Source organism: Streptomyces sp. NRRL B-3229 (assembly GCF_000719505.1).
Classification (GTDB): Bacteria; Actinomycetota; Actinomycetes; order Streptomycetales; family Streptomycetaceae; genus Streptomyces; species Streptomyces griseorubiginosus.
In genome coordinates this window covers 373,027-392,147 of the sequence record NZ_JOGP01000004.1, presented here as the reverse complement: position 1 = coordinate 392,147, position 19,121 = coordinate 373,027, and the positions used below count along the sequence as shown (strand labels likewise).

Here is a 19,121-nt window from a genome sequence, read left to right as displayed (position 1 = left end):
CCGCCGCGCCGCCGTCCGGAACGTGCCGTGCGGCCGCTCCGGGGTGCCCTCGGAACGCGGGAAGAACTCGTACCACGAGCCGAACAACGCCCGCTCCCGCTCCACCAGCAACGGCAACGACTCCGACGCCGTGATCAACTCCCGCAGCGGATAGCGGGCGAGAACCGCGTCCACCTCCGGAGTCAGGGCGGCGGCGAGACGGGCGGCAGCAGGCCGGGTGTCGTCCCGCAGGGCCCGGACGGCCGCCAGGAGCACGCCGTTGCGCCCGTCGTCGGGGACTCCGGCCGCGGCCCGCTCGTGGAGCCGGGCGCCCTCCTCCAGGACCAGCTCGGTGTCGATACCGGCCGGGATCTTGATCTGGGCGTGGTGCCGCCAGGTGCTGACCGGGTCGCTCCAGGCCTCGACGGTGAAGCTCCACAGGCCGGGTGCGTCGGCGGCGACGGTGGCGCCCCAGCGGTCGGTCCCCGGGGCCAGTTCGCGCATCGGCGTCCATGGCCCGATGCGCCCTTCCGGATCTTTCAGTACGACATTGGCGGCGACCGCGTCATGACCTTCGCGGAACACGGTGGCCGAGATCTCGAACGTCTCTCCGACGACCGCCTTGGCGGGCCGGCGGCCGCGCTGGACGACAGGCCGGACGTCGAGGACGGGGATGCGCCCGACGGCCGGAGTCCGATCCGCTGCCGCGGAGGATCGCTCCGGGGGCGGTGGTCCGGTGTCGAGGGTGCGCGGGGTGGAGGCTTCGGTGCTGGTCGTCGGGGGTGCCGACGAGTGGTGCGTGGCGGGCATGACCGCTCCTGTCCGCGTCAACTTCGGGTGGGCGGATGGATGTGGGGAGGGGGTCCTGCGGGGCGTCTCAGTGAACCTACCTGAGCCGTGTACCCGGGGAGCCTTCCCACCCTATTCGGGTGGGCAATCCGGCCCTTTGTTAACTACTCACTCGTATCTCTCCACACAAGACCGGTCCCGTTCTGGCCGAACGGGACCGGTCGGTGGACGCTTCCGCTAAGAACCCGGAACCTGGAGAAGTTTGTCCGGCGAACCGGTCCCACGACCGGACACCTTCCCGGTGACGGCCGTCTTCACCAGGGCTTTACCAACCTGTGCCGGAGTGGCCCTCGGATGGCCGGCCAGGTACAGCGCGGCGGCACCGGCCGCGAGCGGGGTCGCCATCGACGTACCCGAGTACGTCGCCCTGGCGGTGTCGCTCGTGATGCCCGCCGAGGTGATCGACACGCCGGGTGCGAACAGGTCGACGGCGGAACCGTAGTTCGAGAAGGCCGCCCGCCGGTCCTTGCCGTCGGTCGCGCCGACCGTGATCGCCTGCGACACGTCGGCCGGTGAGTAGAGCCCGGCGGGCAGCCCGTCGTTGCCCGCCGCGACCGTGTAGGTCACCCCGGAGGCGATGGAGTTGCGGACCGCGACGTCCAGTTGCGCGTTGTAGCCACCGCCGAGGCTGAGGTTGGCGACCGCCGGTTTCCGCGCGTTCCTGGTCACCCAGTCGATACCGGCGATGACCTGCGCCGTCGTGCCCGACCCGGTGTCGTCGAGGACGCGTACGGCGACCACCTCGGCCCGTTTCGCCACGCCGTACCGGGCGCCGGCGACGGTGGCCGCGACATGGGTGCCGTGCCCGTTCCCGTCCCCCGCCGACCGGTCGTCCCCGACGAAGTCCCAGCCGTAGCTCGCCCGGTCCCCGAAGTCCTGGTGGGAGATCCGGATGCCGGTGTCGATCACGTACACCGTCGTCCCCGCGCCCCCGGACGGCGGCCAGGTGTAGGACCCGTCGAGCGGCAGCGCCGGCTGGTCGACACGGTCCAGCCCCCAGGACGGCGGCTTCTTCTGGGTCCCCTCCAGCGTCACCCGGGTGTCCTGGACGACCGAGGCGACCCGGGGGTCGGCGGCGAGCTCCCGGGCCTGTCTCTCGTCGGCGCGGACGGCGTAGCCGTTGAGGACCGTGCCGTAGGTATGGCTGATTCTCGCCCCGTACTTCTCGGCGAGGCCCTTTCCGGTCGCCGAGGGCGCCTCGGTGCCTCCCTTGAGTGTCACCAGGTAACTCCCGGTGACGGAACCGGGCTCTCCGGCGCCGACTATCCGTCCCTGTGGTGCGGCCTGCGCGGGCAGGGTGATGGCCGAAAGCGTGGCGGCACAGGCCACCGCGGTCAATCCCCCCAGCCGGCGCAGACGCCGATGTCGCGTCCGTGCCATGGCCTGACTTCCCCTCCTCCGATCGGCGTACCGAAGCCCGCTGTCCGGGGAGTGCACCCGGCGCCGGCCGGTACGCCAGGGGAAGCCTCTCGTGCGGTGTGAAGTACCACAAGAACGCCTCAGGGGGTGGAATCAGCCATATCCGCCATGGGGGGAGGTGGGAAGGTTGCGGCGATTTTCGGCCTGTTCGATCCGGAACGGCGCCGTGGTGACGAGACCCTCCGCACGGATACGGTCAGGGGTGACGACGGGACCCACACCGCCGTGTGTCCCCCTCCGCACGCCTGACGAGGTGGCAATGAAGGCTATCCGTCGCTTCACCGTCCGACCCGTCCTGCCCGAACCCCTCCGGCCGCTCAGCGATCTGGCGCGCAATCTGCGCTGGTCCTGGCACACGGAGACCCGTGACCTCTTCCAGTCCGTCGATCCGGAGCACTGGGCCGCGTCGGGCGGTGATCCCGTACGGCTGCTCGGCAGCGTGCGCCCCGCCCGGCTCGCCGAGCTCGCCGAGGACCGCCGGTTCCTGCGCCGGCTCACCGCGGTCGCCGACGACCTCCACGACTACGTCTCCGGCGAGCGCTGGTACCAGGCCCATCCGGGTGAACTACCGGCCGCCGTCGCCTACTTCTCTCCCGAGTTCGGCATCACGGCCGCCCTGCCCCAGTACTCCGGCGGCCTGGGCATCCTGGCCGGCGACCACCTCAAGGCCGCCAGCGACCTCGGCGTCCCGCTGATCGGTGTCGGTCTCCTCTACCGTCACGGCTACTTCCGCCAGACCCTGTCCCGGGACGGCTGGCAACAGGAGCACTACCCGGTCCTGGACCCCAACGAGCTGCCGGTGGCGCTCCTGAAGGAGGCCGACGGCACCCCGGCCCGGGTGTCGCTGGCCCTGCCCGGCGGCACCCGGCTGCACGCCCGGATCTGGCTCGCGCAGGTCGGCCGGGTGCCGCTGCTGATGCTGGACTCCGACGTCGAGGAGAACGGCCTCGGCGAACGCGGGGTGACCGACCGGTTGTACGGCGGCGGCAGCGAGCACCGCCTGCTCCAGGAGATGCTCCTCGGCATAGGGGGAGTGCGGGCCGTACGGACGTACTGCCGGCTGACCGGCCACGCCGACCCCGAGGTCTTCCACACCAACGAGGGCCACGCCGGCTTCCTCGGCCTGGAGCGCATCGCCGAACTCTGCGACCAGGGGCTGGACTTCGACGCGGGCCTCGAGGCCGTCCGCGCGGGGACCGTGTTCACCACGCACACCCCCGTCCCGGCCGGCATCGACCGCTTCGACCGTGAGCTGGTCGCCCGGCACTTCGGGCCCGACGCCGAGCTGCCCCGCCTGGACGTGGGCCGCATCCTGGCGCTGGGCATGGAGACCTACCCGGGCGGGGAGCCCAACCTCTTCAACATGGCCGTGATGGGCCTCAGGCTCGCCCAGCGCGCCAACGGCGTCTCGCTGCTGCACGGCCAGGTCAGCCGGGAGATGTTCTCCGGACTCTGGCCGGGATTCGACCCCGAGGAGGTGCCGATCACCTCCGTGACCAACGGGGTGCACGCCCCGACCTGGGTCGCCCCGGAGGTGTTCCGGCTCGGCGCCCGGCAGATCGGCGCCCAGCGCACCGAGGACGCGCTGACCGTCGGCGGTTCCGAACGCTGGGACTCCGTCGGGGACATCCCCGACCAGGACGTCTGGGAGCTGCGCCGTACCCTGCGCGAGCAACTGGTCACCGAGGTCCGGGAGCGGCTGCGGGCGTCCTGGCGGCAGCGCGGCGCCGGCACGGCCGAGCTGGGCTGGATCGACGGGGTGCTGGACCCCGACGTCCTCACCATCGGATTCGCGCGCCGCGTCCCGTCGTACAAACGGCTGACGCTGATGCTGCGGGACCGCGACCGGCTGATGGAGCTGCTGCTGCACCCGGAGCGCCCGATCCAGATCGTGGTGGCCGGCAAGGCGCACCCGGCGGACGACGGCGGGAAGCGGCTGGTCCAGGAGCTGGTGCGGTTCGCGGACGACCCGCGGGTGCGGCACCGGATCGTCTTCCTGCCCGACTACGGCATGGCGATGGCGCAGAAGCTCTACCCCGGCTGCGACATCTGGCTCAACAACCCGCTGCGGCCGCTGGAGGCGTGCGGGACGAGCGGGATGAAGGCGGCCCTGAACGGCTGTCTGAACCTGTCCGTCCTGGACGGGTGGTGGGACGAGTGGTTCCAGCCCGACTTCGGCTGGGCGATCCCCACGGCGGACGGTGCCGGCACCGACCCCGACCGCCGCGACGACATAGAGGCCGAAGCCCTCTACGACCTCCTCGAACGGCGGGTGACCCCCCGCTTCTACGAGCGCGGCCAGGGGGGCCTGCCCGACCGCTGGATCGAGATGGTCCGCCAGACACTGACCCTCCTGGGCCCGAAGGTCCTGGCCGGTCGCATGGTCCGCGAGTACGTCGAGCGGCTCTACGCGCCCGCCGCCCATGCCCACCGCACGATGAACCCCGACCGGGCACGGGAACTGGCGGAGTGGAAGGCGAGGGTGCGGGCCCAGTGGCACGGGGTGACGGTCGACCACGTGGAGACCACGACGGCGACGACCACGGCCGAACTCGGCACCACGCTCGGTCTGCGGGTCCACGTGGGCCTCGGCGTCCTCGGCCCGGACGACGTGGAGGTCCAGGCGCTCTCCGGCCGCGTGGACGAGGAGGACCGCATCGCGGACGCCACGACGGTGCCCCTGAAGCCGGTCGGCGGCCCGGACCCGGAGGGCCGCTGGGTCTACGAGGGCCCCCTGTCCCTCGACCGCACGGGCCCCTTCGGCTACACGGTCCGCGTCCTGCCCGCGCACCGACTGCTCGCGTCGGGCGCGGAGTTGGGGGTGGTGGCGGTGCCTTCGGAGGACGGGGTGGAGGGGGCCGGGCTGCTCATGCGGTGAGTGGTGGGGGGCGCGGGCCGGGTGCTCAGCCCGCGTCCTCCCCGCCGCACAGCTTGCGCAGGACCGCCCCGCACTTGCGGGCGTAGGCGTGCTGGAGGCCGCGGGTCGCCGGGCCGGCCGCCCGGGAGTACCACTTGGCGGCCCTGCTGAAGGCCGACACCGTCAGCCAGACCGTGCCGTCGCCGGTGCGGTCGACGACGAAGGACTCCTCGCCGCATTCGGGGTGGCCGGCGAGGGTGCCGTAGGCCCAGCCCGCGCGGCGGTGTTCCTCGACCGTCCAGACCACCCGGCAGGGGGCCTTGATGACGCCCGCCAGGGTGACCGTCACGTCCACGTCGGGGGCCGCCCGGTCGGCCGTGGCGTCTATGCCGACGCCCAGCGCGCGGTGCATCTCCCAGGTCAGGACCGCCTCGGAGGCCTTACGGAAGACGTCGTGGCCCTCGCCTATGCGCGTGCGGACGTGCAGGGGGTGGAAGCCGGGCGGGCAGAAACCGCTCCGCCGGGTCGCGCCGACGTCGTCGTACGTGAAGGACATGGGACCCAAGAGTAGGGCGGTACCCGGAAATGCCTTCGTTCCGGGTACCGCCCGTCATTGCCTTGTGATCACCGGGGCCGGCTGAGCCTCGTGATCACCGGGACTAGCTGACGTTGACCGCCGACCAGGCCGCGGCCACCGCCTTGTACTCGGCGCTGGTGGAGCCGTACAGGGCCGAGGCCGCCGAGAGCGTGCCCGTGCGCGCCGACTTGTAGTTGGTCGTCGACGTGAAGTACGTCGTCAGCGCCTTGTACCAGATCTGAAGCGCCTTGTCCCGGCCGATGCCGGTGACCGTGGAGCCGTTGGACGTGGGCGAGTTGTAGGACACGCCGTTGATCGTCTTCGCGCCGCTGCCCTCGGACAGCAGGTAGAAGAAGTGGTTCGCGACACCGGACGAGTAGTGGACGTCCAGGTTGCCGACGGAGGAGGACCAGGAGTCCGCCGAGCCGCCGTCCTTGCTGGGCTTGTCCATGTAGCGCAGCGGGGTGCCGTCGCCGTTGATGTCGATCTTCTCGCCGATGAGGTAGTCACCCTTGTCGGACGCGTTGTTGGCGAAGAACTCCACGCCGGTACCGAAGATGTCCGAGGTCGCCTCGTTGAGGCCACCGGACTCGCCCGAGTAGTTCAGGCCCGCCGTGTTCGCGGTGACGCCGTGGCTCATCTCGTGACCGGCCACGTCCAGCGAGGTCAGCGGGCTGACGTTGCCCTCACCGTCGCCGTACGTCATGCAGAAGCAGCTGTCGTCCCAGAACGCGTTCACGTACTGGTTCCCGTAGTGCACGCGGGAGTACGCGCCGACGCCGTTGTTCTTGATGCCGCTGCGGCCGAACGTGGACTTGTAGAAGTCCCAGGTCTCGGCCGCGCCGTAGGCGGCGTCGACGGCCGCCGTCTGGTCGGTGGTCGAGCTGGAGGCCGTGCCGGTGCCCCACGTGTTGTCGGCGTCCGTGAACAGCGTGCCCGCGGAGGAGCTGGTGCCGTGGGACTTGTTGTACGTCTTGTGGTTGCCGCGCGAGCCGTCGGTCAGCTGGTACGTCGAACCCGACAGGGTGGTGGTCAGGCTGACCGTGCCCGAGTACAGGCTCTTGCCGGTGCCGGTGGCGTTCTCGATGCCCTGGTACTCGTAGAGCTTCTTGCCGGTGGCCGCGTCGGTGATGACGTGCAGCTGGTTAGGGGTGCCGTCGTCCTGGAAGCCGCCGACGATCGTCTCGTAGGCGAGGACGGGGGTGCCGGAACCGGCCCAGATCACCTTGCGGGCGCCGTCGGCGGCGGCCTTGTCCGAGCCGGCGGCCTTGGCGGCGCTCAGGGCCTGGGTCTCGGCCTTGGCGACGGTGACCTTGGGGGTCAGGGAGGCGACCTTGATGGTGGCCTTCGTCGCCTTGGAGACACCCTCGGTGGCGCCGGACTTCGACTCGTGGACGACGAGGTCGCCGCCCAGGACGGGCAGGCCGTCGTAGGTGCGCTCGTAGCGGGTGTGCACCGTGCCGTCGGCGTCTCTGACGACGTCCTTGACGACCAGCTTCTCCTTGGCGCCGAGACCTATCTCCCGGGCCGTGGTCGTGGCGTCCGCCTGCTGCTCCTTGATGAGGGAGGTGCGCGCGGCCGCGGACAGCTGGACCGGGGCGCCCGCGAGAGCCTTGCCGGTGCTCTCCGCCGGGGTCGCGGCGGCGGCACTGCCCGTGGTCAGGCCGGTGCTGAGCAGGGCTCCGGCGGCGACCGCGGTGGCGATGGCAAGGGTGGTGCGCTTGTGACGCGCGTAGAAGGGGGTCACACAAGCTCCTTCGTGGGGGAGCCCGGGGGGCGTGGGGTTGCCCACCGGGGTGGTAGTGAAGTTGTGCGGCGGTTGTGAGGAAGCGTGGCATCAAGGCGCGTACATGTCAGGACCCTCAAGTGATGTTGGCCGAAAATCGACGGCTGGATGAATATTGCAGGCATGTAAATCGAGTTGACCTGGGCAAAGCGCCAACAGGCCGTCGGTCATGGACCGGCAAAAAGAGGGCGCCGCCCCGGGGATTCGAACCACCGGGGCGGCGCCCTGTCCGTGGGCCCGCGGGTCTACGGGAAGGTGAGCTTCCAGCCGTTGATGTAACCGGTGTCCTGGGCCGCGTTGTCCTGGACCCGCAACTGCCAGGTCCCGTTGGCGACCTCGGAGGAGGCGTTCACCGTGTACGTGGTGTTGAGGTTGTCGGTGCTGCCGCCGGTGCCGTACGCCTTCAGCGTGTACGCCGTGCCGTCGGGAGCGATCAACTGCACCCGGAGGTCACCGATGTAGGTGTGCACGATGTCGACCGAGACCTGAAGGTTCGACGGCGCGTTGCCCGTACGCCCCGAGACGGTGATAGGCGAATTGACCGCCGCACCGTTGTCCGGAATCGATACGTCGGTGGTGGACTCGAACGAGGTGCCGCCACCGCCGCCACCGGGACGCGATCCGACCGCCACGCCCGCCCAGGCGTTCGCCACGGCCGTGTACTCGGCGCTCGTCGTGCCGTACAGCTCACCGGCCGCCGCGAGGGTGCCGGTGCGGGCCGCCGCGTAGTTCGTCGTCGACGTGAACTTCGTGGTCAGCGCGCGGAACCAGATCTTCTCCGCCTTGTCCCGGCCGATACCGGTGACCGGAAGGCCGTCCGAGGTCGGGGAGTTGTAGGTGACCCCGTTGATGGTCTTGGTGCCACTGCCCTCCGACAGGAGGTAGAAGAAGTGGTTCGCGGGCCCGGACGAGTAGTGGACGTCCACAGAGCCGATCCCCGAGTACCAACTGTCCTTGGACGCACCGTCCTTGCTCGGCTTGTCCATGTAGCGCAGCGGGGTGCCGTCGCCGTTGATGTTGATCTTCTCGCCGATGAGGTAGTCACCGACGTCGGAGGAGTTGTTGGCGTAGAACTCGACGGCCGTGCCGAAGATGTCGGAGGTCGCCTCGTTCAACCCCCCGGACTCGCCCGAGTAGTTGAGCCCCGCGGTGTTCGACGTGACGCCGTGGGTCATCTCGTGACCGGCCACGTCGATCGCCGTCAACGGGTGGGTGTTGCCCGACCCGTCGCCGTACGTCATGCAGAAGCAGCTGTCGTCCCAGAACGCGTTGACGTACGCGTTGCCGTAGTGGACCCGGGAGTACGCCCCGACCCCGTCACCGCGAATGCCCGAACGCCCCTGCACGTTCTTGTAGTAGTCCCAGGTGAGCGCGGCGCCGTAGTGCGCGTCGGCGCCCGCGGTCTCCGTGTTGGACGCGGCTCCGTTGCCCCAGATGTCGTCGGGGCCGGAGAAGAGGGTGCCGGTGCCGGAGGTGCCGCGGTTGAGGTTGTACGTCTTGTGGTTGCCGCGCGCCGCGTCGGTCAGGGTGTAGTTCGACCCGGACTGTGTGGTACCGAGGGTGACCGTGCCGCTGTACATGGTGTTGCCGGTGCCGGTCTCGATGCCCTGGTACTCGTAGAGCTTCGCGCCGGTCGCCGCGTCCGTGATCACGTGCAGCTCGTTCGGCGTGCCGTCCTCCTGGAGGCCGCCGACGACCGTCTCGTACGCCAGGGTCGGGGTGCCGTTGCCGGCCCAGATCACCTTGCGCGGGGCGCGGTCGGTGTCCGCCTTGTCGGCGCCGGCGGCCTTCGCGATGCTGAGGGCCTGCTTCTCCGCCTTGGCGGCGGGCAGGGCCGCGGTCGTGGTGGCCGGCCTGATGGCCTTGGCGGTCGCCTTCACGACACCCTCGGTCGCGCCGGCCTTCGTGGTCTCCACGACGAGGTCGCCGCCGAGGACCGGCAGGCCGTCGTAGGTGCGCTCGTAGCGGGTGTGCAGGGTGCCGTTGCCGTCCTTGACGACGTCACGGACGACCAGCTTCTCCTTGGCGCCCAGACCGAGGTCCTTGGCGGTGTCCGCCTTGGTCGCGTTCGCCTGGCGTATCAGCTCGGCGCGCTGGGCGGGGGTGAGCTTGAGGGACTCGGAGCCCGGGATCACCTTGCTCGCGGCCGACGGTGCCTTCTCCGGGGCCGCGGTGGCGGCGCCCGACTGGACGGCGGCGGCGATCAGGGCCGAGACACCGACGAGGGCCACGGCGGCGGCCTTGCGGTGCAGGGTGCGGGGGGCGTGGGGGGCGCGTCTGTGGGAGGAACTGTCTCTCAACACTGACTCCTTCTGCGCGGCCGCGGGTCACGCGGCCAGGGGAGACCGGACGGTGGGTCGACCGTCCGGGCGGTACGCGGAACGAGGTGCAGGTGGCCGCGGATCGGAACACAGCGGGAAATCTGTGAGGTTGCTGTGAGGCGGCCGTGGGAAGAGTGGCACCGGAAAGCCCGTACTGTCAGGAGCGCGTCAGAAACTTGGCCGGAAACGGTTCGTTGTCCGGTTGTTCATGTTCGATATGCGGTCACGTGGGCAGGGTGCCGCGGCTGAGGTCAGCCGCCGCCCGGCCCCCCGTGCCACGACCCCCACAGCGCCGCGTACGCCCCGCCCGCCGCCACCAGCTCCTCGTGCGTGCCCAGTTCGGTCAGCAGGCCGTCCTCCATCACCGCCACCCGGTCCGCGTCGTGCGCGGTGTGCAGCCGGTGCGCGATGGCGATGACCGTCCGCCCTTCGAGCACAGCGGCCAGCGCCCGCTCGGTGTGCCGCGCGGTCGTGGGATCGAGCAACGCGGTCGCCTCGTCGAGGATCAGCGTGTGCGGGTCGGCCAGCACGACCCGGGCCAGGGCCAGTTGCTGCGCCTGTGAGCCGTCCGTGGTGTGACCGTCCGCGGCGTGACCGTCCGCACCGAGCCCGGTGTCGAGCCCCTCGGGCAGCTCCCGCACCCACCCGTCCGCTCCTACGGCGGCCAGCGCGTCCCACAACTGCTCGTCCCCCGCGCCGGGTTCGGCGATGAGGAGGTTGTCGCGTACCGTGCCCAGGAAGACATGGTGCTCCTGGGTGACCAGGACGACCTGGCGGCGCAGCTGTTCCGGCCCGAGACCGACGACGGGCACGCCACCGACGGTCACCGAGCCGGACGTGGGCGCGTCGACGCCCGCGAGCAGCCTGCTGAGCGTGGTCTTCCCGGCACCGGAAGGACCGACCACCGCGAGCCGCTCACCGGGGCGCACGGTCAGGTCGACGCCGTGCAGGACCTCGCCGCCACGGCCGTAGGAGTAGCGCACGTCGGTGACGTCGATGCGGTCGTCGGTGGGGGTGGGGGAGTCCAGGGCGGAGGTCCGCGGTGCTCCGGCGAGACCCTCCACGCGGGCGAACGAGGCGCCGCTGGACTGGAGTTGCTCGACCCGCACCAGGATCTGGTCGAGAGGACCGACCAGTTGCTGGAGATACAGGGCGGCGGCCACGACCGACCCCAGGCTCATCACGCCCTGTGCGTGCAGCATGCCGCCGACCAGCAGCACGCCGGCCACGGGCAGGATGTACGCCACCTCGACCACGGGGAAGAACACACTGCGCAGGTAGAGGGTGTACAGACGGGTGCGGCGGGCCGTGTCGAGGGCCTCCCGACTCGCCCTGACCCGGCGCTCGTCCAGCCGCAGCGCCTCGACCGTGCGGGCCCCGGACGCGGTGGCCGCGAGGATCTCGGCGACCTCCGAGGTGGCCTCGCCCTCGGCCAGATAGCCGTCCCTCGCCCGCCGCAGATACCAGCGCAGCACGAACCAGATGGGCAGCAGACCGAACACGCCGACCGCGCCCAGCAGCGGGTTCAGGAAGAACACCGCGCCGAGCAGGAAGAGGAACTGCACGGCGTTGATGAGCAGTTCGGGGCCCGCGTCGCGGAGAGTCGTCCCCACGGTCGCCACGTCCGCGGTGCCGCGGGCCGTCAGGTCGCCCGTGCCCGCGCGCTCCACGACGTTGGCCGGCAGGGCGAGGGCGCGGTCCACGAACTCCTCGCGGACCCGGGCGAGGGTGCGCTCGCCGAAGCGGTGGCCGACGTAACGGGCCCAGCGGGCGAGGAGCAGCTGGACGCTCGCGCACACCACGAGGACGGCCGCGAGCCGGTCCACCGCGGCGACGCCGCTCCCTGCCCGCACCTCGTCGATGATCCGGCCCAGCAGCCAGGGGCCCGCGAGGCCGGTGAGGGCGGCGGCCGCGTTCAGCGCGAGGACGGCGGTGAAGGCGGGGGTGTCCTTGCGGATCAGCCGGACGGAGGCGCGCCGGACGGCGGCCTGGTCGGCGACCGGGAGGTGGGCCCTGCTCACTTCATGACCTCCACGTCTCGTGCGACCAGGGCGCGGTATCCCGGTTCCCGGGTGAGGAGCTGCTGGTGGGTGCCGGACGCCGCGAGCTTGCCGTCGACCAGGTAGAGGACGGTGTCGGCGTGGTCGAGGACGAGGGGGGAGGTGGTGGTGAGGGCTGTCGTACGGCCTTCTCGGGCGCCCTTGAGGCGTTCGGCGACCAGGGCCTCCGTGTGGGCGTCCAGTGCGGAGGTGGGCTCTACGGCGAGGAGGATTTCCGGGTTCGCGAGGAGGGCTCTTGCGAGTCGGATGCGTTGGCGTTGGCCGCCGGAGAGGTTGCGGGCCTGGGCGTCCATGGGGGAGTCGAGGCCGTCGGGGAGACCCTGCGCGATGTCGTCTGCCACGGCTGCGTGCAGGGCGGCTGCGGGTTCGTTGTGGCTGGTCGCGCAGTTCCCCGCGCCCCTGTGGGGCGCGATCATCTCGCCCAGAGTTCCAGCGAACAAGTCCGCCTCGTGGTCCGCCAGCAGGATGTGTTCCCTGATCTGCGGGAGTCGGATCTCGTCCAGGGGGACTCCGGCCCAGGTCGCCCGCGACGGCGTGTAGCGGGCCAGGCGGTCCAGTACCGTCGCCGTGTCCGCCGGGTGGGCCGAGGCCAGGGCCGTCAGGCGGCCCGGGAGGACGGTCACGCCCGACTCCGGGTCGTGCAGTGCCGACGGTTCCGCCGGGGCGTCCCTCGTGCCCTTGTCCTCCAGCGGCTCCAGACGCAGGAAGTCGACGACCCGCCGCGCCGCCACCACCCCCCGGCTCAGCTGGTATCCGCACTCCACCCAGAACGCCACCGGCCCCACCAGCACCGCGACATAGCCGTACACCGCGACCAACTCGCCCACGGTGATGTCCCCCTGGGCGGCCAGACGGGCCGCGAGCCAGGTGACGACGGCCAGGAACAGGGTGGGCAGGCCCACGCCGAGGGCCTGGACCCAGCTGGTGACCGCACCGACCCGGTAGCCCTGGGTGCGCAGGTGCTGGGAGTCGCGGTGGAAGGCATCGGCGACCAGGGACTTGCCGCCGAGGCCGTTGAGGACGCGCAGGCCGCCCGCGAGGTCGGCGATACGGGCCGTGAGGACGCCCTGGCGGTTGCGGTACTCCGTCTCGGCGCCCTGGAGGCGCGACAGGAACGGGCCCACGAGGACGACGATCGCCGGAATGCCGAGGAGGACCACGGCCGCGAGGACCAGGGAGACCGAGACCAGCAGCGCGGCGACCGTGAGGTAGGCGACACACGCTCCGACGCCCGGGCCGACGACGGTGAGGGCCTGCGCGATCGTCTGCACGTCGCCCACCCCGATCGTGACGACCTCCCCGGCCCCGGTCCGGCGCGAGAGCGCGGCCCCGAGACGGACCGCCTGCCCGACGACCACCTTGACCGTGCGGAAGTTGGCGTCCATCCGCACCCGGGTCATCGTGCGGTGCCGCATGATGCTCAGCCACGCGTTGAAGGAACCGACCGCGAACAGCGCGAAGCACCAGCCCGACAGCGCCGGCCAGTCGCCCGGCTCCAGGCCCTCGTCGATCGCCTTCGCCATCAGGTACGGCGTCGCCGCCAGCAGCACCATCCATGTGCTGCCCAGCAGCGCCCCGGCCACCGACCGCCCCGGCTGGCAGGTCACCAGCCACCACAGATACCGCCAGCCGCCCCGGACATCCGGCGTGCCCGGGTCCTCGTACGCGTCGATCACTCGTCCCCCCGATCGCTCCGGTGGTGGCTCACGCCAGACTGTCCCGCCAGGCCCGGTGCAGATCCGCGAACCGGCCGGTGCCGGCGACGAGTTCGGCCGGTGTGCCGTCCTCGACGATCCGGCCGTGCTCCATCACCAGGACCCGGTCGGCGATCTCCACGGTCGACAGCCGGTGCGCGATCACCACGGCCGTACGGCCCTTCAGGACCGTCGCCATCGCCCGCTGCACCGCCCGCTCGCCCGGGATGTCCAGCGAACTGGTCGCCTCGTCCAGGATCAGCACCGCCGGGTCCGCCAGCAACGCCCGCGCGAACGCGACGAGTTGGCGCTGCCCGGCCGAGATACGGCCACCGCGCTTGCGGACGTCCGTGTCGTAGCCGTCGGGCAGGGCGCTGATGAAGTCGTGGGCGCCGATCGCCTTCGCGGCCCGCTCGATCTCCTCGCGGCTCGCGTCGGGCCGGCCGATCGCGATGTTCTCGGCGACCGTGCCGGAGAACAGGAACGCCTCCTGGGTCACCATGACCACCCCGCGCCGTAGTTCGGGCACGGCCAGCTCGCGCAGGTCCACCCCGTCCAGCAGGACACGGCCCTCTGAGGGGTCGTAGAAACGGGCGAGGAGCTTCGCGAGCGTCGACTTCCCGGCGCCGGTCGAGCCGACCACCGCGACGGTCTGTCCGGCGGCGAGCGTGAGGTCGAAGCGGGGCAGCACCTCGCCGCCGGTGCGGTACCCGAAGGAGACCCCCTCGAAGACGACCTCGCGGCCGGGGCGGTCCGCGGACTCCAGTGCGGGGAGCTGCCGGGGGGCCGACGGCTCCGGCACGGTCGGGGTCTGGGCGAGCAGACCCGCGATCTTCTCCAGGGAGGCCGCCGCCGACTGGTAGGAGTTCAGGAACATCCCGAGCCGGTCGATCGGGTCGTACAGCCGCCGCAGGTACAGCACCGCGGCCGCCAGCACACCCAGTTCCAGCGAGCCCTGCGCCACCCGGTACGCGCCCCACAGCACGATCCCCGCGACGGCCGTGTTGGCGACCACCCGGGACCCGACGACATAGCGGGCCATCTCCAGCAGCGCGTCGCCGTTGACCCGCTCGTGCCGCTTGTTCAGCACGGCGAAGCCGGCGTCGTTCGCGGCCTCGCGGCGGAACGCGCGCACCGGGCGGATGCCGTTCATGGTCTCCACGAACTTCACGATCACGGCGGCGATCGCGGTCGACCGCTTCCGGTACACCCGGCCCGCGCGGCGCCGGTAGATCCGCACCAGCCCGTACAGCGGCACGAAGGACGCCACCGCGACCGCGCCGAGCCCGAGGTCCAGCCAGAGCAGCAGCGCGGAGATGTACAGGAAGGACAGCACGACGGTGACGAGCTCCTGGAGGCCTTCGTTCAGGAGCTCGCGCAGCGATTCGACGTCCGTGGTCGAGCGGGAGATGAGCCGGCCCGAGGTGTAGCGCTCGTGGAAGTCGATGCTCAGCGCCTGCGCGTGCCGGAAGATCCGGCCGCGCAGGTCGAGCAGGACGTCCTGGTTGACGCGGGCGGAGGCCAGGATGAACGCGTACTGGAGAGCGCCGGAGGCCAGCGCGCACAGCAGATAGCCGACGCCCACCGCGATCAGCGGGCCGTGGTCGTGGTCCCGGAACGCGGGCACGGCCCGGTCGATGGCGTACGCCACGATCAGCGGGCCCGCCTGCACGGCCGCCTGCTGGAGCAGCAGCAGGAGGGTCGTGACGGTGACGCGGGCCTTCATCGGGGCGAGCAGCGAGCGCAGCAGGAGGGAGGTCGCGCGCGGGGGAGCGGGCAGCCGGTCCTCGTCGAACGCCGCGTCGGCGCGCTCCTGACCGGGCGGCCGCGGCTCTTCGTCCGTGGTGGTGGGCGCGGACGTGGTGGGGGCCGTCATCGGGCGTCCTCCCCTTCCCCGGAGTCCCCGGACCCGGACATCAGATGGGCGTACTCGGCGTTGCTGCGCAGGAGTTCGTGGTGGGTGCCGACGGCCGTGATCCGGCCCTCCGACAGCAGCGCGACCCGGTCGGCGAGCTGCACGGTGGAGGGGCGGTGGGCGACGATCAGCGCGGTGGTGTCGGCCAGGACGTCCCGCAGGGCGGCCTCCACGGCGGCCTCGGTGTGCACGTCCAGCGCGGACAGCGGGTCGTCCAGGACGAGGAACCTCGGCCTGCCCACGACGGCCCGGGCGAGCGCGATGCGCTGGCGCTGGCCGCCGGAGAGGCTCAGGCCCTGTTCGCCGACCTGGGTGTCGGCGCCCTGGGGGAGGGCGTGCACGAAGTCTGCCTGGGCCACGGAGAGGGCTCGGTCCAGTTCCTGTGCGTCCTGGCCCATGAGGACGTTGTCGGCCACGCTGGTGGAGAAGAGGGTGGGGTCCTCGAAGGCCACGGCGACGAGCGCGCGCAGTTCTTCCCTGGGCATGGCGGTGATGTCCTCGCCGTCCAATGTGATCCGGCCCGAGGTGAGTTCGTGGAGGCGGGGGACCAGGGCGGTGAGGGTGGTCTTGCCGCTGCCGGTCGCGCCTACGAGGGCCATCGATTCGCCGGGGCGGATGTGGAGGTCGATGCGGTCGAGGATGGGTGCGGAGTCCTCGGGGGCGTCGGGGTAGCGGAAACGGACCTCGTGGAACCGGATGCCATCGTTGTCGGCTGCGGGTGCGTGGGGGCTTGTCGCGTCGTTCCCCGCGCCCCTGTCGGGCGCGTCTTCCTGTTCCGGTACTTCGTCCATCGCCTCGAAGTAGCGCTCTGTCGCCGTCGCCGCCTCCTGGCTCATGGCCAGCAGGAAGCCGATCGACTCGACGGGCCAGCGGAGTGCCAGGGCTGTCGAGAGGAACGCCACCAGCGTGCCCGCCGACAACTCCCCGTCCGCCACCTGTACGCAGCCCAGGACCAGAGTCGCCCCGATGGCCACCTCGGGGAGCGTGGTGATGACGCCCCAGATCGTGGCCAGCAGGCGGGCCTTGCGCAGCTCGGTGCCGCGCAGCTTCGCCGACAGGTCACGGAACGCCCGCGCCTGCGACCTGTGCCGTCCGAAGCCCTTGATGATGCGGATGCCGAGCACGCTCTCCTCGACGACCGTGGTGAGATCGCCGACCTGGTCCTGGGCGAGCCGTGCCACATGGTGGTACCGCTTCTCGAAGATCACGCAGGTGACCACCACGGGGATCGCGGGCCCGAGGATCACCAGTCCGAGGCTCCAGTCCTGGAGCAGCATGATGATCACGCCGACGAGGATCGTCACCGCGTTGACCAGCAGGAAGGTCAGCGGGAAGGCGAGGAACATGCGCAGGAGCATGAGGTCGGTGGTGGCCCGGGACAGCAACTGGCCGGAGGCCCAGCGGTCATGGAAGGCCACCGGGAGGCGCTGGAGGCGGCGGTACAGGCCCGCGCGCATCTCCGCCTCGACGTGGGAGAGCGGTCTCGCGACCAGCCACCGACGCAGACCGAAGAGCAGCGCCTCCGCGAGCCCGAGCAGCAGCAGGTACAGCGCACCCAGCCACACCCCCGCCGTGTCCCCGTCGGCGACCGGACCGTCCACCAGCCACTTCAGGACGAGCGGGATCACCAGCCCCGTACAGGAGGCGAGCACCGCGACGAACGCGGCGGTGAACAGCCGTGCGCGAGCCGGCCGGACATACGGCCACAGGCGCAGCAGGGTCCGTGCGGCCGATCGGTCCTTGGTGGGTGCATGTGTCGTGGGCATCAGCTGCGAGCCTACGGACCGGCACTGACAACGCCCACCGAGTTTTGGCCGGACCGGAATCCGCCGATGGACCTACGACCTGCGCGTTCGAGGGGTCGTACAGGAAGCGCCGGCAGGGTCGTAGCCCCGCATCCACCGATCGGTTGATGCCGCTTCGAGCGCGACGGGCGATGTGGCGCAGGGCCCCCGCCCGGGACGCTGATGCCATGTCCGTCATCGAAGTCAGCGAACTGCGGAAGTCCTACGGGGGCCGGGCCGTCGTCGACGGTGTCTCCTTCGCCGTCGAGGAGGGCGAGATCTTCGGCGTCCTCGGCCCGAACGGCGCCGGCAAGACCACCACCGTCGAGTGCGTCGAGGGGCTGCGGATCCCCGACGGAGGCCGGGTCCGGGTCACCGGGCTCGACCCCGTCGCCGACCACGCACGCGTGGCCCGCGTCCTCGGCGCCCAGCTCCAGGAGAGCGAACTCCAGGCCAAACTCACCGTCGGCGAGGCACTGGAGCTCTACAGCACCTTCTACGACCATCCCCTCGACTGGCGCCCGCTGGCCGAACGCCTGGGACTGGCCCAGAAGCTCACCACCCGGTTCGGGAAACTCTCCGGCGGCCAGAAGCAGCGCCTGTTCATCGCGCTCGCCCTGGTCGGCAACCCGCGGATCGTCGTCCTGGACGAGCTGACCACGGGGCTCGACCCGCGCGCCCGCCGTGACACCTGGGAGCTGATCGAGGACGTCCGCGCGAACGGCGTGACCGTGCTGCTCGTCACCCACTTCATGGAGGAGGCGCAGCGCCTCTGCGACCGGATCGCCGTGATCGACAAGGGGCGGGTCGCCGCCCTGGACACCCCGGCCGGGCTCATCCGGCGCTCGGCGGGCGGCACGGTGATCAGCTTCACCCCCTCCGCACCGCTCGACGCGCACGAACTGAACACCCTGCCCGCGCTCGCCTCGGTCGAGGACCGGGACGGCCGGCTCACCCTGTCCGGCACCGACGAGACGGTGAACGCCGTCATCACCCTGCTCGCCCGCCGGCATGTCACCGCCCACCAGCTGCGGGTCGTCGACGCCACCCTCGACGACGCGTTCCTGGACCTCACGAAGACCGACACGATGACCGACACGATGACCGACACCCAGGAGGCCACGGCATGAACACCGCCGTACTGCGGACCGAGGTCCGGCTCTTCCGCCGCGAACCCGGCGCCCTGTTCTGGATCCTGCTGTTCCCCACCCTGCTCCTGGTGATCCTCGGCTCGATCCCGTCCTTCCGGCACCACGACCCCGACCTCGGCGGCCTCCGCACCATCGACGTGTACGTCCCGGTGGCCGTGCTCCTCGGCATGATCGTCGGCGGCCTCCAGTCGATGCCGCAGACCCTCACCGGCTACCGGGAACGCGGCATCCTGCGCCGCATGTCCACCACCCCGGTCCGCCCGGCGGCCCTGCTCGTCGCGCAGATGACGGTCTACGGCGGTGCCGCCCTGGCGTCGGGACTGCTGGCCCTCGCGGTCGGGCGGGTCGGTTTCGCCGTACGACTGCCCGAGCAGCCCGCGGGATACCTGCTGGCCCTGGTCCTCGCCGTGCTCGCCGCCCTGGCGCTCGGCGCGGTGGTGTCGGCGCTGTCCCGGACCACGAAGATGGCCGGCGCGATCGGCTCGGCCGTGTTCTTCCCGGCGATGTTCTGCGCGGGCGTGTGGGCGCCGGTGCAGACCATGCCGCACCTGCTGGCCCGGATCGTCGGCTGGACCCCCTTCGGAGCGGCCGCCGAGGCGCTGAACCGGGCCGCGGCGGGGCACTGGCCGGGCTGGACCCACCTGGGCGTGCTCGTGATCTGGACGCTGCTGCTGACGGCCGCCGCGTCGCGCTGGTTCCGCTGGGAGTGAGGCGGCCGTGCCGGACACT

The 19,121-nt window shown here is 71.4% G+C and carries 12 protein-coding genes; 3 read left to right on the top strand and 9 right to left on the bottom strand.

What is annotated here, in order from left to right; genetic code table 11:
- Both IF54_RS0108555 and IF54_RS0108550 read right to left on the bottom strand, forming a co-directional pair.
- Positions 1 to 789: maltotransferase domain-containing protein (locus IF54_RS0108555; RefSeq protein ID WP_030316166.1), on the bottom strand; the 789-nt coding region annotated here is incomplete at its 3' end.
- 216 nt (positions 790 to 1,005) lie between these two features.
- Positions 1,006 to 2,208, bottom strand: coding sequence for a S8 family peptidase (locus IF54_RS0108550; RefSeq protein ID WP_030316164.1), 1,203 nt, complete (start codon positions 2,206 to 2,208; stop codon positions 1,006 to 1,008).
- Between the two features lie 298 nt (positions 2,209 to 2,506).
- Here IF54_RS0108550 and IF54_RS0108545 point away from each other — a divergent pair, with 298 nt between their 5' ends.
- Positions 2,507 to 5,125 carry a glycosyltransferase family 1 protein gene (locus tag IF54_RS0108545; RefSeq protein ID WP_030316162.1) on the top strand — a complete coding sequence of 873 codons (2,619 nt, stop codon included), beginning with the start codon at positions 2,507 to 2,509 and terminating at the stop codon, positions 5,123 to 5,125.
- 25 nt (positions 5,126 to 5,150) lie between these two features.
- Here IF54_RS0108545 and IF54_RS0108540 read toward each other — a convergent pair whose 3' ends face one another.
- The 7 genes from IF54_RS0108540 to IF54_RS0108510 form a co-directional block, all read right to left on the bottom strand.
- On the bottom strand, positions 5,151 to 5,660 hold the full coding sequence (locus tag IF54_RS0108540) for a DUF1990 domain-containing protein (protein ID WP_020139803.1): 510 nt from the start codon (positions 5,658 to 5,660) through the stop codon (positions 5,151 to 5,153).
- Positions 5,661 to 5,763: 103 nt separating this feature from the next.
- Positions 5,764 to 7,428, bottom strand: a complete 1,665-nt coding sequence (locus tag IF54_RS0108535; protein ID WP_030316160.1) for a M4 family metallopeptidase — start codon at positions 7,426 to 7,428, stop codon at positions 5,764 to 5,766.
- A 284-nt stretch (positions 7,429 to 7,712) separates the two neighbouring features.
- Positions 7,713 to 9,767, bottom strand: coding sequence for a M4 family metallopeptidase (locus IF54_RS0108530; protein ID WP_030316158.1), 2,055 nt, complete (start codon positions 9,765 to 9,767; stop codon positions 7,713 to 7,715).
- 272 nt (positions 9,768 to 10,039) lie between these two features.
- Positions 10,040 to 11,809 carry an ABC transporter ATP-binding protein gene (locus tag IF54_RS0108525; protein ID WP_030316156.1) on the bottom strand — a complete coding sequence of 590 codons (1,770 nt, stop codon included), beginning with the start codon at positions 11,807 to 11,809 and terminating at the stop codon, positions 10,040 to 10,042.
- Positions 11,806 to 13,524 carry an ABC transporter ATP-binding protein gene (locus IF54_RS0108520; RefSeq protein WP_030316155.1) on the bottom strand — a complete coding sequence of 573 codons (1,719 nt, stop codon included), beginning with the start codon at positions 13,522 to 13,524 and terminating at the stop codon, positions 11,806 to 11,808. The genes IF54_RS0108525 and IF54_RS0108520 overlap by 4 nt, the downstream gene beginning before the upstream one ends.
- A 28-nt stretch (positions 13,525 to 13,552) precedes the next feature.
- On the bottom strand, positions 13,553 to 15,418 hold the full coding sequence (locus tag IF54_RS0108515) for an ABC transporter ATP-binding protein (protein WP_030316152.1): 1,866 nt from the start codon (positions 15,416 to 15,418) through the stop codon (positions 13,553 to 13,555).
- A complete protein-coding gene (locus IF54_RS0108510; protein WP_030316151.1) occupies positions 15,415 to 17,223 on the bottom strand; it encodes an ABC transporter ATP-binding protein in 1,809 nt (602 codons plus the stop codon). The genes IF54_RS0108515 and IF54_RS0108510 overlap by 4 nt, the downstream gene beginning before the upstream one ends.
- A 206-nt stretch (positions 17,224 to 17,429) precedes the next feature.
- Here IF54_RS0108510 and IF54_RS0108505 point away from each other — a divergent pair, with 206 nt between their 5' ends.
- A complete protein-coding gene (locus tag IF54_RS0108505) occupies positions 17,430 to 18,371 on the top strand; it encodes an ABC transporter ATP-binding protein (RefSeq protein ID WP_030316149.1) in 942 nt (313 codons plus the stop codon).
- Entirely contained in the window at positions 18,368 to 19,102 is a 735-nt protein-coding gene (locus tag IF54_RS0108500) for an ABC transporter permease (protein ID WP_030316148.1), read from the top strand. The genes IF54_RS0108505 and IF54_RS0108500 overlap by 4 nt, the downstream gene beginning before the upstream one ends.
- The last annotated feature ends 19 nt before the right edge of the window (positions 19,103 to 19,121 follow it).

Excerpts from the sequence above, each read along its gene's own strand:
- IF54_RS0108550 (WP_030316164.1), bottom strand. The coding sequence starts at position 2,208 with ATGGCACGGACGCGACATCGGCGTCTGCGCCGGCTGGGGGGATTGACC.
- IF54_RS0108545 (WP_030316162.1), top strand. The coding sequence starts at position 2,507 with ATGAAGGCTATCCGTCGCTTCACCGTCCGACCCGTCCTGCCCGAACCC.
- IF54_RS0108540 (WP_020139803.1), bottom strand. The coding sequence starts at position 5,660 with ATGTCCTTCACGTACGACGACGTCGGCGCGACCCGGCGGAGCGGTTTC.
- IF54_RS0108515 (WP_030316152.1), bottom strand. The coding sequence starts at position 15,418 with ATGACGGCCCCCACCACGTCCGCGCCCACCACCACGGACGAAGAGCCG.
- IF54_RS0108510 (WP_030316151.1), bottom strand. The coding sequence starts at position 17,223 with ATGCCCACGACACATGCACCCACCAAGGACCGATCGGCCGCACGGACC.
- IF54_RS0108505 (WP_030316149.1), top strand. The coding sequence starts at position 17,430 with ATGTCCGTCATCGAAGTCAGCGAACTGCGGAAGTCCTACGGGGGCCGG.
- IF54_RS0108500 (WP_030316148.1), top strand. The coding sequence starts at position 18,368 with ATGAACACCGCCGTACTGCGGACCGAGGTCCGGCTCTTCCGCCGCGAA.